The sequence below is a fragment of the Pelotomaculum terephthalicicum JT genome, from assembly GCF_022410535.1.
In the GTDB taxonomy this organism is placed as follows: Bacteria; Bacillota; Desulfotomaculia; order Desulfotomaculales; family Pelotomaculaceae; genus Pelotomaculum_D; species Pelotomaculum_D terephthalicicum.
In genome coordinates, this window is the sequence record NZ_JAKNBL010000041.1 from 1 (window position 1) to 14788 (window position 14788).

The 14788-nt window shown below is 44.7% G+C and carries 16 protein-coding genes; 2 read left to right on the forward strand and 14 right to left on the reverse strand.

Annotated elements, in window-relative coordinates; genetic code table 11:
- Nucleotides 1-651 precede the first annotated feature (651 nt).
- Nucleotides 652-807, forward strand: a complete 156-nt coding sequence (locus tag L9W92_RS15795) for a hypothetical protein (RefSeq protein WP_240084707.1) — start codon at nt 652-654, stop codon at nt 805-807.
- Between the two features lie 220 nt (nt 808-1027).
- On the opposite strand, the gene L9W92_RS19020 is transcribed toward L9W92_RS15795, so the two are convergent.
- From L9W92_RS19020 to L9W92_RS15835, 10 genes are all read right to left on the reverse strand, one after another.
- On the reverse strand, nt 1028-1162 hold the full coding sequence (locus L9W92_RS19020; protein WP_282442390.1) for a hypothetical protein: 135 nt from the start codon (nt 1160-1162) through the stop codon (nt 1028-1030).
- A gap of 49 nt (nt 1163-1211) precedes the next feature.
- Entirely contained in the window at nt 1212-3083 is a 1872-nt protein-coding gene (locus L9W92_RS15800; RefSeq protein ID WP_240084708.1) for a M56 family metallopeptidase, read from the reverse strand.
- Nucleotides 3076-3450 (reverse strand): BlaI/MecI/CopY family transcriptional regulator, encoded by a 375-nt coding sequence (locus L9W92_RS15805; RefSeq protein WP_240084709.1) that lies wholly within the window; start codon nt 3448-3450, stop codon nt 3076-3078. Before L9W92_RS15805 ends, L9W92_RS15800 begins: the two co-directional genes overlap by 8 nt.
- A 125-nt stretch (nt 3451-3575) precedes the next feature.
- Nucleotides 3576-3752 (reverse strand): hypothetical protein, encoded by a 177-nt coding sequence (locus L9W92_RS19435; RefSeq protein ID WP_376741821.1) that lies wholly within the window; start codon nt 3750-3752, stop codon nt 3576-3578.
- Nucleotides 3689-3862, reverse strand: a complete 174-nt coding sequence (locus L9W92_RS19440) for a hypothetical protein (RefSeq protein ID WP_376741822.1) — start codon at nt 3860-3862, stop codon at nt 3689-3691. Before L9W92_RS19440 ends, L9W92_RS19435 begins: the two co-directional genes overlap by 64 nt.
- A 356-nt stretch (nt 3863-4218) precedes the next feature.
- Nucleotides 4219-5457: a M56 family metallopeptidase gene (locus L9W92_RS15815; RefSeq protein ID WP_240084710.1), complete on the reverse strand. Its 1239-nt coding sequence runs from the start codon at nt 5455-5457 to the stop codon at nt 4219-4221.
- 6 nt (nt 5458-5463) lie between these two features.
- Nucleotides 5464-5841, reverse strand: coding sequence for a BlaI/MecI/CopY family transcriptional regulator (locus tag L9W92_RS15820; protein WP_240084711.1), 378 nt, complete (start codon nt 5839-5841; stop codon nt 5464-5466).
- A 344-nt stretch (nt 5842-6185) separates the two neighbouring features.
- Nucleotides 6186-6374 carry a hypothetical protein gene (locus tag L9W92_RS19220; RefSeq protein ID WP_312038112.1) on the reverse strand — a complete coding sequence of 63 codons (189 nt, stop codon included), beginning with the start codon at nt 6372-6374 and terminating at the stop codon, nt 6186-6188.
- Nucleotides 6375-6535: 161 nt separating this feature from the next.
- Complete coding sequence (locus tag L9W92_RS15830; protein ID WP_240084712.1) at nt 6536-6826, reverse strand: hypothetical protein; 291 nt, start codon at nt 6824-6826, stop codon at nt 6536-6538.
- 46 nt (nt 6827-6872) lie between these two features.
- Nucleotides 6873-7463: a helix-turn-helix domain-containing protein gene (locus tag L9W92_RS15835; RefSeq protein WP_240084713.1), complete on the reverse strand. Its 591-nt coding sequence runs from the start codon at nt 7461-7463 to the stop codon at nt 6873-6875.
- 205 nt (nt 7464-7668) lie between these two features.
- Here L9W92_RS15835 and L9W92_RS15840 point away from each other — a divergent pair, with 205 nt between their 5' ends.
- Nucleotides 7669-8019, forward strand: a complete 351-nt coding sequence (locus L9W92_RS15840) for a helix-turn-helix domain-containing protein (protein WP_446676309.1) — start codon at nt 7669-7671, stop codon at nt 8017-8019.
- 105 nt (nt 8020-8124) lie between these two features.
- Here L9W92_RS15840 and L9W92_RS15845 read toward each other — a convergent pair whose 3' ends face one another.
- The 4 genes from L9W92_RS15845 to L9W92_RS15860 form a co-directional block, all read right to left on the reverse strand.
- Entirely contained in the window at nt 8125-9498 is a 1374-nt protein-coding gene (locus L9W92_RS15845; RefSeq protein WP_240084715.1) for a nucleotidyltransferase, read from the reverse strand.
- Nucleotides 9499-9576: 78 nt separating this feature from the next.
- Nucleotides 9577-10686, reverse strand: a complete 1110-nt coding sequence (locus tag L9W92_RS15850) for an SAVED domain-containing protein (RefSeq protein WP_240084716.1) — start codon at nt 10684-10686, stop codon at nt 9577-9579.
- 38 nt (nt 10687-10724) lie between these two features.
- On the reverse strand, nt 10725-13772 hold the full coding sequence (locus L9W92_RS15855) for a type III restriction-modification system endonuclease (protein WP_240084717.1): 3048 nt from the start codon (nt 13770-13772) through the stop codon (nt 10725-10727).
- On the reverse strand, nt 13769-14788 hold the full coding sequence (locus L9W92_RS15860) for a virulence RhuM family protein (RefSeq protein WP_240084718.1): 1020 nt from the start codon (nt 14786-14788) through the stop codon (nt 13769-13771). The genes L9W92_RS15855 and L9W92_RS15860 overlap by 4 nt, the downstream gene beginning before the upstream one ends.

Sequence of the window (14788 nt, forward strand, 5' to 3'; positions counted from 1 at the left end):
CATAAATTCAATTTAGCAGAAGGGCCATATCCAGTGTTCAACTTCTTCGGAACCGGTGTTCAGTTTCAAACGGGGACACTGTTTAATCTTAGCGGTCAAACTGTTCAGTTTTACCCGGTATACTCAGCCTGGGCATCCCGCAGGGCGCTTATTATTTTTGCAGGACAACTTTCCAGTTGGCCCCGCCATCTTCGGTTCTCACAATGTTCAATTTATTACTCTGTGTGGATTTATTAACAATAACACCCCAGCCCAGTTGCTCATCGACAAAATCAATCAGCTTATTTGGAAATATATTTCATACCATTTATTATAGATTACTCATCCTTCTCTTTTTATAAGACAAGAAGATGAGGTTTTTGCAACAGGTTTTGTAAAAAAATCTTTAAATTTTAGTATGTTGCGAAAGTGTCTTTCTTGCTTCTACTACACAGAAATAACGACCATGGCAAGCACCATACAGCTTATCCATCGCACGAAATATGGTTTTGCAACACTCTCCAAGACTTTCGTTAGCATAACAGTGTGCATACAAAGAACATTGTGAGGAGGGTTAGCTCTACTCACAATGTTGAAGATTTTTGTCAATAAAAAATGTCACGCTTCATTTATGGATAAGCGAGACCCCTATTCCAAGAAACAATTGTGATAATGTTTTACCCCATCTTTAAACGGTACTGGCTGGTTATTCAGATGGTGGCGGACTATTGTATTGAGCAGCATTTGGCAACCATGTCGGCCCGCATGCCTCCGGCCATGCTTACCTTGCTCAAATCCTTCGGCAGCAGGCGGTATTCCAGCGCGTAAACATAGATAGGGGCATCCGCAAGATTATCAGATTGCGCAACCAGCTTCCAGACGGGTTATTTTACTGTCGATTATTTCAACTTCGGGGTTCTGTTCATAATGGGCAACGGTCAGTTTTCATCGAGCTTGGTTGTAGTTTGTCAGTCTGATGCGGCTTCGCCTTCTCCCGTCCGATAAGTGAAAATTTCAATATGGGCAGTATCGCTTTACCCTCCGCTCATTACAACTTTAAAAGTATGGTTTGCGTAAGCCTCTCGCGGTGTATAGATAAACTGTAACCGCCCGGCACGCCGGGTATCCAATCAATCGGCTCTCCCGTCGTCACATTGATGATGGCCCAGTTGACCTGGGGCATTTTGTCGGTGGTCTCCTTGATGTCTAGGCCAGGCTTTCACCGCTCCCGATCAAATAGGAACTTCTTCCCAGCTGTCGATGGCTGCGGCTTCGTCTGCTCCCGTCCGGTAAGTGAAAATTTCAATACTGGCCGTGTCGCTTTCCTCCCCGCTCATGACGACCTTGAACGTATGGTTTGCGTGAGCTTCTCCCGGCATATAGATAAACCTGTAGCCGCCCCGCGCGCCGGGATACCAATTTATCGGGGGCTCGCCGGTTGTCGCATCAATGATGCCCAAGTTGACCTGGGGCATTTTGTCGGTGGTCTCCTTGATGTCTATGGCCAGGCTTTCGCCGCTCCCGATCACAAAGCTCTTTCCCAGCTGTCCCCCTTGATGGCCGTCGATATTTTTCGGTATGACCGTTTTTTGATTGAAGATATCAGTAATTTTTTCCTTTTTATCGAATTTTGTCAGTATTTTCTGGCCTAAAAAATCTCCGTTTTGTCTGCTAATTATACGGGGTTTGAAATTTTCCGGCGTGACGACCTCATTGATGACATAGGCGCCGCGGCTGATCAGCTGGTTGATAAACGCCTGATGGTCATAATGATCGTCATGATAGCTCAGTTCAAAAGCAATCTGGTTTCTGATCATTTTTTCGATCACTTTATCGTCCCGGTAGGCGGCGGCCTTGCCGGCAAATGCGACGGTAACGTCTTTTCCTTCGATGGACAGGGTTTTTGTGGTCATGGTTGCAATCGCGGAATTTTTCTCTTTCCACTCCTTCTCCACACCGTAATAGGGGTTGGTCCGGTTATCAATATCTATTTTCCGTCCGTTGATGTCAATATAGGTTGTGCCGGGGCTAGGAAATGTCTTCCATGCGAAACCATCTTTTATATCGGAAAGCATATCCAGTGTACTGAGCACATTGTCTTCAAGAGTTCTGTGCCACTGATAGTCGGTTACAAATGCGCCGCCGTATTGGGACAGCGGTTTTAACTCCTCCGCAAACACCAATGACGTCACCGTTACGGAACCCGCTATCATCACCGCGGCCAGCACAGCGCCTAAAAATTTTCTGCTTTTTGTGTTTGTTTTCATAATAAGTTCAAACCTCCTGAATAATTGTTTTTTATTTCTGGCCAGGCTGCTGCTTAAAGCGGGGGAGGCGTTTGAGGCAAAATTCAAAATCATATCGCTGTAGCGTTTCTTTTCCTCCCATTCCATGTCCCGCGTTACTTTTTCATCACATGCGTATTCACAGGCCTCACTTATATTTCTCACCACGAAATACGTAACCGGATTAAACCAGTGCAGGGAATTTACCAATACGGCCAAAAGCTTGAACCAGGCGTCTTTTTGGGTGTGATGAGTCAGTTCGTGCCTCAATGCCAACTGATAATCATAGGCGCCGATTTCCGCCTTCGGGATCACAATTTTAGGCTTGAAAAACCCTATCAGCATAGGAGAATGAACATAGCCGCTTACAACAACATCCAAATTTTCCACCCTGTCCATGGGACTGTTTTGGGTTACCTTCTTTTTAAACCTGAAATAGCCGAACAGGTATCTGCGAATCATAAAGACAAAACCCGCCGCCCAAATTCCCAACATCCATTGTCCGGCGTCCGGAACCGGCAGATGATGCTGGACAGCCGTTTGCGCCGCGGCTGCCGGAACAGCTTCCGCCGGGGATGGAGCGGTTTCGCCGGCCAGGGCGGCTTGCTGCACGGGCGCTCTTTCCTCGATGACTACCCGCTGGGGCATAAGCTCCGCTACATTGACTTGTATCGGCACAACAAACAGCGCCAGAGAAAGCAGGCATATGTAATAATACCAAGTGCCGCCGCATTTTTTCACCAGCCTGGTTTTAAGCAATATAAGAAAAAGACTGATGATGCTGCCTGTGAGAGAAGTCATGAACAGCATTTCAATCATCGCTCTTCACCTGCTTTTCCATAAAAGCCCTAAGCTCTTCAATATCCTCTTTCGTTAAATTTTCATCCTGAAACAGAGCGCTGATCAGACTTTTGGTGGAGCCGTTGTGAATCGACCGAATAAAATTCCGGGTCTGCATTTTCTGATATTCTTCTTCGCTGATTCCCGCCCAATACTCATGGGCGTGAGAGCGACCGAGCTTAACCGATTTCAGCACACCTTTATTGATTAGCCTGCCGGCCAGGGTCAGGATGGTCGTTGTTTTTTTGCCGGGCAGTTTTTCCATGATATCCTTTGTGGTCACTCTTTCGCCACTGTCCCATACGATGCGCATAATCTCCATTTCTGCATCTGTAATATTCACCATAGTAACATTTCCCTCCGTTTCTACAACTTGTTTTTATTTTACATCTTGTAGAAATGAAAGGCAATAGGTATTTGAAAGTGTCTAAATATAATATTTTTGTGAACAAATACTTGCCAATATGCGGCCTAACATAAAGCACCTGTCCACTGAACAGCTTGCGGTAAACCACCTGTCCCTTTGAGGATGAAGCGACCGTTTGTGTCGTGACTAAAGAAAACAAGGTCGTTGGAGCTTACGGTCAAACCGTTGTCCACATAATATTTTCCCTGTGCCGCCGTTGTACGGGGGATGGAAATGCCCACTTGCCGATAATACCACTGCACAAGGTAGCTGCAATCAGTGTAGTTGCCCTTGGCTGGCTGTAGGGATCTTCCAATCTGGAAAGAGCCAGTTTGTCGGCTTTGCCTCCCAATTCCGCGACACGGCGGTATCCTCCTTAATACCGCCGCGTCCTTAAAGAGGGGCGAACTTAATACACCCTCTGCTATGCTATTTTTAAAAAAGGAAAACAGCGGCCTTGATTTTTATTTCAAAACCGCCGTTTGGCATTGAGGATTTTTATACGTATGATTATTACCGCCGAAACAACGGTTTTTTTGTAGCTTTTAAGATGTAAGCCCGTGTGGTGCTGCAAGAGGAAAACCACTCCTACCCATTGTAAAATTCAGGGGCTGTCTCAAAAGTGACAGCCCCACCAATCATTTAACTCCCGGCCTATTATAAAGCACCTGCCCGCTGCTGAACAATTTGCGATACACAACCTCCCTTTTATTGATATTCTATGGAAATGTCGTCTGTCAAAACCTTTCCATCCTGGGAGCCATCGGGAAGGCTTAGCACGATCGGAGCCTCCCCCACAAAAGCGGGTACCTCAATCTTGACCCTGTCGTTCTCCACCGTTGCTCCTGTGTCGGATAAGTCATCCAAGTTTACCACATCCAGCTCTACAGGAAGCTGTAGCAGTTGTAGAGGAAAAACCGGTGAAGGAACAGGTTGGGAAGCATCTCGCGCCGCAAAAGCAGCGGTGGCCGTTCCAACGCCGCCAATCGCAAGGATTGCTGCGACAGCAAGAACTGCCATATGTTTTTTCATTTTTTTAGCATTCAACAACATCGTCAATCTCCTTTCGATGTGCTTCCTGCTCCCACCCATAGAAGAACAGAAAGCGGTTTCAATGCCGGCGCTGATGTCCAGCGTGTTTAAGATGGTTTCACCATAATGTTTTCTTTCCGCCTGGGACATTTCCGCTACCAGAGCCTCGTCGCAGGATAATTCTCCCCAGGTATTCACATCCTGGCGGAGAATGTGGGCCAAGGGATTGAACCAATGCAGGGTTCCCGCCGCCAAAGCGAGCACTTTCACCCATAAATCTTTCCGTTTTAGGTGCATCAACTCATGGGTTAACACCAATTTCAAATCAATTCCCCACATGTTTGAGGTCGGCAGCAGAATCACGGGATGAAGCAACCCCACCAGCATGGGGCTGGTAATTTTACCGTTTTGCATGAGCATTACTTTCCCACGGATACCCAGCGCCCTTTGGCACGAGGACAGCAGAAGCGCGGCTTCGGCCTCCTCTGCTACGGAAATGCTGTTTGCCCGAAGCTCTTTGGCAAATCTGCGGTAGCAATAGATATGCCATACGGCAAAAACCGTTGCTCCCACAAACCAAACGAACGAAATCGCTTCCATCACTTCAACAGACAGATGCTTTCCCATTAAAGCATCCATCATATCCCAAAAACCGTTTATTTGTGATGTTTCTTGTACAGTCGTCAGCGTTTGGGGATAATGGTTTAAGCTAACCAATTGGGGCGAGAGCCAAGAGAGTTTTCCGATAACGAGAGAAACCGGCAAGAGAAAAAAGACGATCGCCATTTTCCCGATTCGGTATTGCCAATCGGCAGGGAAAATTCTTGCCGTAACAGGCCGCAGCAGCAGCATGACCCCAATCACCACGCCTCCCACAGCGGACATGGACAGCAGGTTTGCAAGCAGGCTACTCATTTCAGCTCACCTGCCTTTCAACCATTGCTTGAGCTCCGCCAATTCATCCCGGGTCACCTTTTTGCCGTCATAAAGCGCCGCCAAAAAGTTTTTGACGGAACCCTCATACATCATGTCCAGAACGCTTTGCGCCTCCAGGCACCTGTATTCCTCCGGGGAAATACGGGGCGTGTAGGTGTTGGCGCGGCCCTGTTTGGCGGAATTCAGAACGCCCTTCTCAACCAATCTCGCCAGAAAGGTTGCTATGGTTTGCCCTTTCCATTCCTTCCCCTTGCTCCGGGCGAAAATGTCGAGCAGTTCACCGGATGTGACGGGATGGTCGGATTCCCAGATAATCTGCATCACTTCCATTTCTGTTTCAGATAGTTTTTGAAACTTGGTCATGGTGTACACCTCTCCGTTCCTTACCGCACGTCTACGGTAATTTCACTACATTTATGTAGTGAAATTATTCTACTACATCAATGTAGTTCATGTCAAGAGAAGAACTAGAAAAATTTGCTGGCTTATAAAACTTTACTCAAAAACGGAAGCTACTCATTTCAAACACCCGGCCTGCCATAAAGTATCCTACCCTTTGAACAGCTTACGGTCCCTTTGAGGATGAAGCGTCCACAATGTAGCCGTCTCCGGCGTAAATTCCAACATGGGTTATATTCATAAGCTGCCCGTTGGTATCGTGGCTAAAAAAATCAGGTTTCCTTGGATAAGATCAGCGGGGCTTATGGTCAAGCCGTTGTCCATGCAATATTTGCCCTGCGTGCGGGGGATGAAATACCCACTTGGCGATAGCACCACTGCGCAAGGTAGCTGCAATCGGTATAGCTGCCCTGCCCGAACTTCGGCTGGCTGTAGGGATCTCCCAATCTGGAAAGAACCAGTTTGACGGCTTTGCCTCCCAATTCACCATCCAACAAGTTAAGGAAAACGGCGGCTTTGAATTTCTTTATTTCAAAACCGCCGTTTGGTTATATCTATCTTTCAGAGCGTATATACACCACCACCGAAACAACGGTTTTTTTATTTCCGTCGGACGGTATGTCTCTATTTTCTATTCAGATAGTTAGTTTCATCAAGGTCAATTGTTGTTTGTCTTTTGTTTCTCTGCAATCTGTCTTCTGTGACGTTTTGCCAACATGGCCAGCGAAACGCAATTCATCAAGAACGTTAGTATTGAAGAAATTGTAAATTTTGGGTTTACGCCAAGACCGTTGATGTCAACATAATCCACCATTGACTGCAAGGTAAGTTCGGATAATATCATAATGGTTATACTTACTGCTACAAGAAGAAAGACCTTATCATCAGAAATCTTTTGGTTTTGAATCAAGAATGAAATCACCGCCACTGCGATAGAAACGATAAACATGACTAAAATGATCGTGTAGTGAGGAATGTAGGCATTCTGAAATCCATTAAATACCCCATAGGCACTGATATCTCTTGTCGTAGCTTGATTCAAAGAAGAATAATAAAGTGTTATACATATAAATAAAAAATCCGCAGAGCAATAAAGAAGCTATCTTATTTTTTCCCATAACAAATACTCCAAACATCACGGCCAACCAAATAAACACTGTTATTCTTAAAGGTAGAATAGACCATCTCATGCCGCTATCAATGGCCGAAATGCAGGCAATTAAAATAAGAACGCTCAATAGAGAGACTACAGACACTATGGCTACATATTTCCATCGTGCGTTTTTAGCGATTACACTTTTTGTCGCGGTATCAGCATATTGAAGTGTTGCTTCAACTATAGCATCTACCTCCGGAGCAGATGGCTCCGCTTTTTCACCGTTTAACAATTCACTTGTTGTTACCCCTAATACATGAGAGAGTTTTGACAATAGCGAGATGTCGGGGCAACTTAACCCGCGTTCCCATTTTGACACAGCTTTATCTGTAACCCCCAATTGTTCCGCTAATTCTTTTTGGGTCAGCTTTTTTCCCCTCCTCAATTCAAAAATGAATTGTGCCATTTTCGTAAAATTCTCATTGGCCATTTCGATTACGGCCTCCTTGCTTATGGGTTCATAATACCTTTTTTCAATCCTATAAACAACCGACTCCTGGTTGAATGATATAAACTAAACCAACAGTAGAGTAGTTGTTTCAATAGTTTAAGATGTTAAAAACTACCCAATGTACTATTTTGCATCGCTTAGCTTTTGTGGGGTGACTTGTAAAATGGTATAGGGTGATATGATAATGCGCAACAAAGGTAAATACGACTTTTCGGCTTTCGGTCAGGCCATAAAGGAAGCGCGAGAAAGCAGAGGCTGGACACGGGAACGGCTGGCGCAGGAAGTAGGACTTGCGCCCCGTTATCTTATGTCCATTGAAAACAAAGGACAGCATCCGAGCTTTCAGGTTTTTTATGAGCTTGTCACCTTGTTTCACATATCGGTAAACCAGTTCTTTTTTCCAGATACCGGTGCGGAAAAGACAACGCGCTGCCGCCAGCTTGAAAGTCAGCTTGACGAATTGGAGGAAGCGGATTTAATTATCATGGCGGCTACCGCAAAGGGGATACAGGAAGACAAAGGAACGGGGGAATAAAAGGCACGGTTTAATAGGGAAACTTACTGAACCATACCCCAAACCGATACGGAAAAGCAAGAGAGAGGCGTTATCTCGCAAGGGATAGTGCCTCTCTCTTGCTCGTTATGAATGTCCAATTGGTACATCAATATGGCCGATGGCTACACAGACACCATTCTTAATGATATAGCATTCAACATAATGTGGTCCATAAAAGTTAGTGGTTTCTTTTCTCTCGGGTTGGTTGGTTTTCAACAGATTGCCTCTAATACAGTTCCTTCTTTCAGCTTCAGCGCCAACATTTCTAACTTTCCACCATATATCATACGGCTTCGGGACATTGCATTCTTTTATATAAAATCTCAGGCTTAAATTATGGGGCAAAAACTTTTTTAGAACTTTATCGATATAAATACTGATAGGGCCTGTTCTAAAACCATTCCCAGAAGCTTCGCAGTCAATTTCAACTTCATAAATTTCATTAACATTAACTTCATCTTCGATGAATTGTTCAGTATTTGAAAAAGCAACTGTTGTACTTCTTTCAAATGCACTTTTACTTAAAGAAGCAGATTCAGTGACGGAATCGGGATTCCAAAAGTCATGATTGAATACCTCGTGCCATGCATTGTATGCATTGGACTTACTACAATTGCTATCAAATAAAACATTAAGTTTCTCCAAATAAGTATCGAGCCTACTCTTTAAATTCTCCATTTTATCGCGATCACTTTGTTTCAAGAGGAGTGATACGGCAGTATCTGTCGGATTATAAACTTCAATGTAGACATTAAGCCTGTCCCGAATATTTTTCATCAAATAGTAAAATGTCTCATCTAAACGGTCATATCCTGTATTTATTTGTTCATCGCAAAGCACTGTCTGTATTAGACCACCAGGCATAACCCATGAAGAACGTGATTTACTAAACGTTTTGAGCAAACGAACACCTTTGCGCAGTTTAGCCCCTTTTGATCTTATTTGGTCACTGAACCAATTTGATATGGCTTTGGGGTCTCGGCTTCGCCAAGCACTTCCGCCGTGTTCATAGCTGTATGTACCATCGCTATTTTGTGTTCTTCTGTAAACAGCGAAATCGACATGATATCCATCACTATATTTTATCCTTACACAGTTTGTTTTAACTTCAGGTTCTGTACCAAGATTTCCCTTTTTACGATTGATGGCATCTGCGACTATGTTTCTGACGGATAATGGACCTAAATCGTTGATATTGTCTGAGTCAAAAACAATAGCGACATCAATATCAAAGTCATTAGAATCATTTTGAATAACAGTATGCATTGCAATACTGCCCTGTGTGAAAGTCTCGGCAACACTATATGAAGTCTTATGCTCATCATTGTACTCCTTGAGACCATTTTTGAGCCTCCTAATATTTGTGTTCCGTTTGGCGCGAAGGTCATTTTGTGCATCCTGCGACAAAACTACTTCATCACAATAAAACTTTTCAAATTCTACAGATAAATCAAACAATGTTACACAACCTTTCAAACAAAATCGGCCATATCGGCAATCATAACCGAAATTAGCAACTCATTGCCCTGCAACCAGTTAATTGTTGATTACCAAACGGCCTTTATTCTCGCCAGTAACTACTATGCCGTACTTATATTTCGGCGTAGCTGTTGCTACATAGTGGTGAACCACAATCTCGGGGAATCTATTATCTAAATGGCCTAGCTTGCAGCCAAGATCAAATGCATAACAACTTGATACAGCACTGACAAAATTAATCCGCTTTAAGCTTGGGTAAATACTTTTGATTTTAATTATCAATTCATTAGTCTTATAAACATAATCTCTTAACTGCATAATGCTGGTTATGGCATTATCTTTTGGTTTATCGATTCCAAGCCTTATTATAGGGTAGTTAAATTGCGTCAAATCAGAATCCTGCACTGTCTGTGTTATAGATACCGCAATAACCACCTCAGAGGAATCGTCGCCTGTCAATACTGTCTCTGTCAGAGCAGGTATTTTTTTATTTTTTATCCGCTCTATCGGGCTGAAAATATGCTTATGTATTAACTCATAATAGGTATCCGCGCTTCGCTTATACTCGAAGAATCGTTTTATCATACGCCCAGCCATACATGTTCCAGCGTATACTTCAAAGGGGATCGGAGCCATACCGGTAAAGCAAACTGTAGATGCATCAGAGCGAGCAGAAAACTCACTAACATATTCTTCAATCTGTGCTTTTGCTTTTTCCCATGTCTGTTGGTTAACATCGTTTGCTGCCCAACGCAAATCGAGCACGGTTTCTTTTAATTGGTAATCCTTAAGCTTTAAAGAATTTATAGTTTCGACGTCGCTGATTTCGTGTTTGACTTTTCCTAACATGTTCAAAACATAGACTCTTGTTCTGATTGAATGCCATAGAATTATGCCGAGAATTATGAGAACAATTCCACATGCTAATAAAACGTAATTCGTATCCGGGCTTTTTATATAGCCGAAAGCAGCGCCAAATTTTGTATCGATATTCAGGGAAAAGTCAAATTCAAAGCAGCCAAGAATGCCGCTACTCAATAACCCGATTCCCTCATGAATTAAAAGAAGCGGAAGCGCTGTCTGTTTCGATTTACTTGCATTTATCACTATAATCCAGACAATGAAAGCTATGAAAAGCATTGCTATAGTGATTATAAGACTTAGCATCGAAACACCCCCCATCAAAATCTATTCCATGCAGTAAATTAACTCATCACCTTATCCAATAACGCCGCATAACTGTCAACCACGTCATATACAACAGAATCTGTACTAATAGCCTTAAAATGTTCACGGGCACAGTGAATTTTCGCTTTTTCAACCTCGCGAAGCTGCATTGTGGACATGGAGCCTTTTGTCTCGGCAACAAAGTAGATATGCTTCACTTTGCCCTCGTGAAAAGCTATCGCCCAGTCGGGGTTATATTTTCCTACAGGTGTGCTAATAAAAAAGCCTTTCGGCAACTTTACATAGACCGCCACTTCATTGCTGGTATCAACGCTCTCCGCAAAGGTTCTCTCATTTGAGGAATCATAAAGAATATGGTCATATAGATGCTTCTTTGTGGCCATTGCGTTCACGCCAAGCTGTCCCTTTAATGATGGCTCGGTAAAAATGGTGGTGTCATAAACAGCATCCAGCTTATTATAAGTGATGTGCTGAATGATGGTCGTTGCTTTTTGCTCGTTAATGATCTGTGCTGCCTTAATAATGAATTCCTCCGGATTGTTCGCAAACTGGCCAAAGACAGCCTTTTCTATTCCACGCAGAATGCTTACAACAGCTTTTCTGGTAAGCCCTGTTTCGGTGACTACTTTACCGACGAGGTCATATTTTACCGCGCTGCTTGCGGAAATTTCAGCTTTGTAAACCTCGTTTTTCTCCTTCACGAAGGCTGACCCCTGTTGCAGCTGTTCCCGTGATTGAATATCGGTCATCGACCCGGTTTCTACCTTGAAAAATATTTTAGATACACGCAGTTCCCGGTTCAGTGCCGATATTGCTTTCTGAATCAATTCATCCTGGTCGAATTCCACCACATATACAGACTTGGCGTTTATATTAGCCCATAACTTCTGGAATTCCGGCAAGCCCAGCTTGGATTTGTCAAGCTTCAATTCAACATTGTTTTTCCGTGCGTTTTCAGGCTGCATGGACCGGCTGTCGTAAATAGAATCGAGTATCGCTATAACGGACTCTTTGCAATCGGCGGCTTCTTCGGCGATTTCAAGACTGCCGTTTTTCTTATCCTCATAATATTTGTCTGTAAGGATACCTTTCTTTACATATCCGCTGGTGATAAGCCCCTCGTAAATACTCTGGGCAAGTTCGATGTCTACAACCTGTTCAGCGCCGTCGGCATCTTTTATTACTTTGTTCTTAAAGAGATCTGCCGTTACCATTCGCGGCCTGTCAGCTACAGCCTCGGCAAGCTCGGTTTGAAGGCCTTTGGCGAAGCTGTCATAGCTTTCGTTCGCAATAACGGTAAGAACATTCACGTTATGGACATCTTCGCCCAGCAGGTTCGTATCCAAACGTTCTCCGTATTGATTTACGGAGAGACGCAAGCCCCGCCCGACTTCCTGACGCTTGCGGACATCGCTGCCGCTCTGCTTGAGGGTGCATATCTGAAACACATTCGGATTGTCCCAGCCCTCGCGGAGAGCAGAGTGAGAGAAAATAAACCTCACCGGCTCCCGGAGGTCCAGCAATCGCTCTTTATTTTTCATAATCAGGTCATAAGCGTCCGCATCGTCGGAGGTGCGCTCCTGCCTGTCGCCCAGCTTGCTGTCAATCATACACTGGCTCTTTTTGTCTATGGAAAAATATCCCGCATGGGTTTCCTCAGCGGTTATACCGTCAAGATATTTAAAATACTCATCGTCATCACCGATTTCAAGCTGAAGGTTACTGATCACTTGCTTGTATTCTTCCTCGAACATATCGGCATACAGGCCATTAAAGGCTTGCCCGGAAGCGTCGTACTGCTTGTACTTTGCAACTTCATCAATGAAGAAAAGCGACAATACCTTGATGCCTTTATAGAACAACTGCCGTTCCCGCTCGATGTGAGAGAGGATGGCCTCGCGGATTTGGATGCGCCTGAGCTGCTCCTCGCTGACCGCCCCGATAACATCACCGGCAAAGAGCTTGATGCCGTTTGTAAACTCGATGGAGCTGTCTCTTCCGTCAATCCGCAGCACGGTGTATCCGTTTTTGTATTCTGCAAGCTCACCGGAATTAGGAAGCAGGTTGTACCCCTCGCCGACGGTACGCCGGGTCTTGCGGACACCGCTTGAACCTTTTACATCAAACTCAATGGTTGCAGTAGGGTTGCCCCTGGATAGGTTAATGCTTTCCAGATATACATATCCTTCGGTTGCCGTACTGCCCGTAACAGAAATGCCCTTAACGGCAATCTTTTTGACCAGCTTTTTGTTGTAGGCTTCCATTGCGTCCAGGCGGTAAATCATATTATAAACGCTATCCTTCTTGTGTGTTGCAGAATAGCGCAGCGTAAACAGCGGATTGAATTCTTTCAGGCGCTCCTTTGTGGCAGCGCCTTCCACCGACTGAGGTTCGTCGATAATCAGTATAGGATTGGTTTTTGCAAGAATATCAATGGGCTTGCGGCTTCTGAACTCGTCCAGCTTCATGTAAATGCGGCGGGCATCCTTGCCGCGGGCGTTAAATGCCTGTGAATTGATAATCATCACATTGATGGCACTGTCTGAAGCGAAGCGGTCTATCTCCGTCAGCTGTGCGGAATTGTATATAAAATACCGGATTTTCTTTCCGTATTCCTCCACAAAATGTTCCTCTGTAATCTGAAAAGATTTATATACGCCCTCGCGTATGGCGACGCTGGGCACAACGACAATGAACTTGCTCCAGCCGTATCGCTTGTTCAGCTCGTACATGGTTTTAATATATGTATAGGTCTTGCCTACGCCGGTTTCCATTTCCACAGTCAGGTTATACCGACCCTCCAATTGCTTGGAAGGCTCAATCTGGTTGCTGCGCTGGATTCTGTTGATGTTTTCGAGGATAACCCCGTCGTTCAATTCCGGCACAAGCCTGGAGTTGCCAAAACCGGTAAAGCGTTCCGCTTCATCGAGCGCTATTTGCTCGTTTTTTACATAACCCCTGTCCATCATATAGCTGGGCGTGAGGTACGGCTGTCCGGCAAACACGTCACATACGGCCTTTGCCGCATCTGCCTGGAATTTTTGATGTTTGAATTTCAGCTTCATTTGTCCTTGCCTCCTTCGCCCTTTAAGTATTTTGCCATCTCTCTATCAAATTGCGAAATATAGTCCCTGTCCTGTCGAACGCGGAACTGCTCGTAGATATCTTCCGCTTTTTTTACAGCATCCTCATGGGAAATCGTACCTTTGCCTTCAAGGACTTTCCGCCGGTTGTTCTTAAGAAAGTTATCCGTTTCACGCAGCCAGTCCGCCATGCTCATCGGCACTTCATCCTCTGCCATTAATTCGGCATAGTCGATAAACATGGTTACAATACGGTTCAGTCGAGAAAGCTCCTTTTCGTTGAGGTAGTTCTTGGCAATAACCACATCCCGTTTGAGAATTTTGCCGTCCGGAGCCGCTTTCCATGTGGTCAGCCCCATTGTCGGATGTTCAAGGCTGACCCGCTCGGCAATCAGCTCGGCAGCAGTCTTTCCGGTTATGGCATAATGGAGCTTGTTCTGCACAAAGGAATAAAACTCTCTTGTTAAGCTGCTGTTTTTGTCATAGTCATAGCTGCATTGCTCGAACACATCGGCAATCTTCTGGTAGGCTCTCCTTTCGCTGGCGCGTATCTCGCGGATGCGCTCCAGCAACTCGTCAAAGTAATCCTTGCCGAAAGGCTTGCCGTTCTTCAGCAATTCGTCATTCAGGACAAAGCCTTTTTGAATATATTCGTGCAGCGTTTTCGTTGCCCATTGGCGGAAGCGTGTCGCTTTTTTTGAGTTGACGCGGTAACCAACCGCTATAATGGCATCGAGATTATAGAAATCTACCAGTCGGGAAACCTCGCGGCCACCTTCGATTTGAACTATTTCCTTTTTGGAAACAGTTGCTTCACGGGTCAATTCTTCCTCATCGTAGATGTTCTTCAAGTGTTTTGCTATCGCCGGCACTTGTACGTCAAACAGCTCCGCAATGGCTTTTTGCGTCATCCAAAAGTTTTCGTCTTCAAAGCGCACCGAAACGGTCACGTTGCCGCTTTCCGTCGTATACAAAATGATTTTATCTTCCCGCTTCAT

Excerpts from the sequence above, each read along its gene's own strand:
- L9W92_RS15795 (WP_240084707.1), top strand. The coding sequence starts at position 652 with ATGTTTTACCCCATCTTTAAACGGTACTGGCTGGTTATTCAGATGGTG.
- L9W92_RS19020 (WP_282442390.1), bottom strand. The coding sequence starts at position 1,162 with ATGCCCCAGGTCAACTGGGCCATCATCAATGTGACGACGGGAGAGCCG.
- L9W92_RS15800 (WP_240084708.1), bottom strand. The coding sequence starts at position 3,083 with ATGATTGAAATGCTGTTCATGACTTCTCTCACAGGCAGCATCATCAGT.
- L9W92_RS15805 (WP_240084709.1), bottom strand. The coding sequence starts at position 3,450 with ATGGTGAATATTACAGATGCAGAAATGGAGATTATGCGCATCGTATGG.
- L9W92_RS15815 (WP_240084710.1), bottom strand. The coding sequence starts at position 5,457 with ATGAGTAGCCTGCTTGCAAACCTGCTGTCCATGTCCGCTGTGGGAGGC.
- L9W92_RS15820 (WP_240084711.1), bottom strand. The coding sequence starts at position 5,841 with ATGACCAAGTTTCAAAAACTATCTGAAACAGAAATGGAAGTGATGCAG.
- L9W92_RS15830 (WP_240084712.1), bottom strand. The coding sequence starts at position 6,826 with ATGTTTATCGTTTCTATCGCAGTGGCGGTGATTTCATTCTTGATTCAA.
- L9W92_RS15835 (WP_240084713.1), bottom strand. The coding sequence starts at position 7,463 with ATGGCCAATGAGAATTTTACGAAAATGGCACAATTCATTTTTGAATTG.
- L9W92_RS15840 (WP_446676309.1), top strand. The coding sequence starts at position 7,669 with ATGCGCAACAAAGGTAAATACGACTTTTCGGCTTTCGGTCAGGCCATA.
- L9W92_RS15850 (WP_240084716.1), bottom strand. The coding sequence starts at position 10,686 with ATGCTAAGTCTTATAATCACTATAGCAATGCTTTTCATAGCTTTCATT.
- L9W92_RS15855 (WP_240084717.1), bottom strand. The coding sequence starts at position 13,772 with ATGAAGCTGAAATTCAAACATCAAAAATTCCAGGCAGATGCGGCAAAG.
- L9W92_RS15860 (WP_240084718.1), bottom strand. The coding sequence starts at position 14,788 with ATGAAGCGGGAAGATAAAATCATTTTGTATACGACGGAAAGCGGCAAC.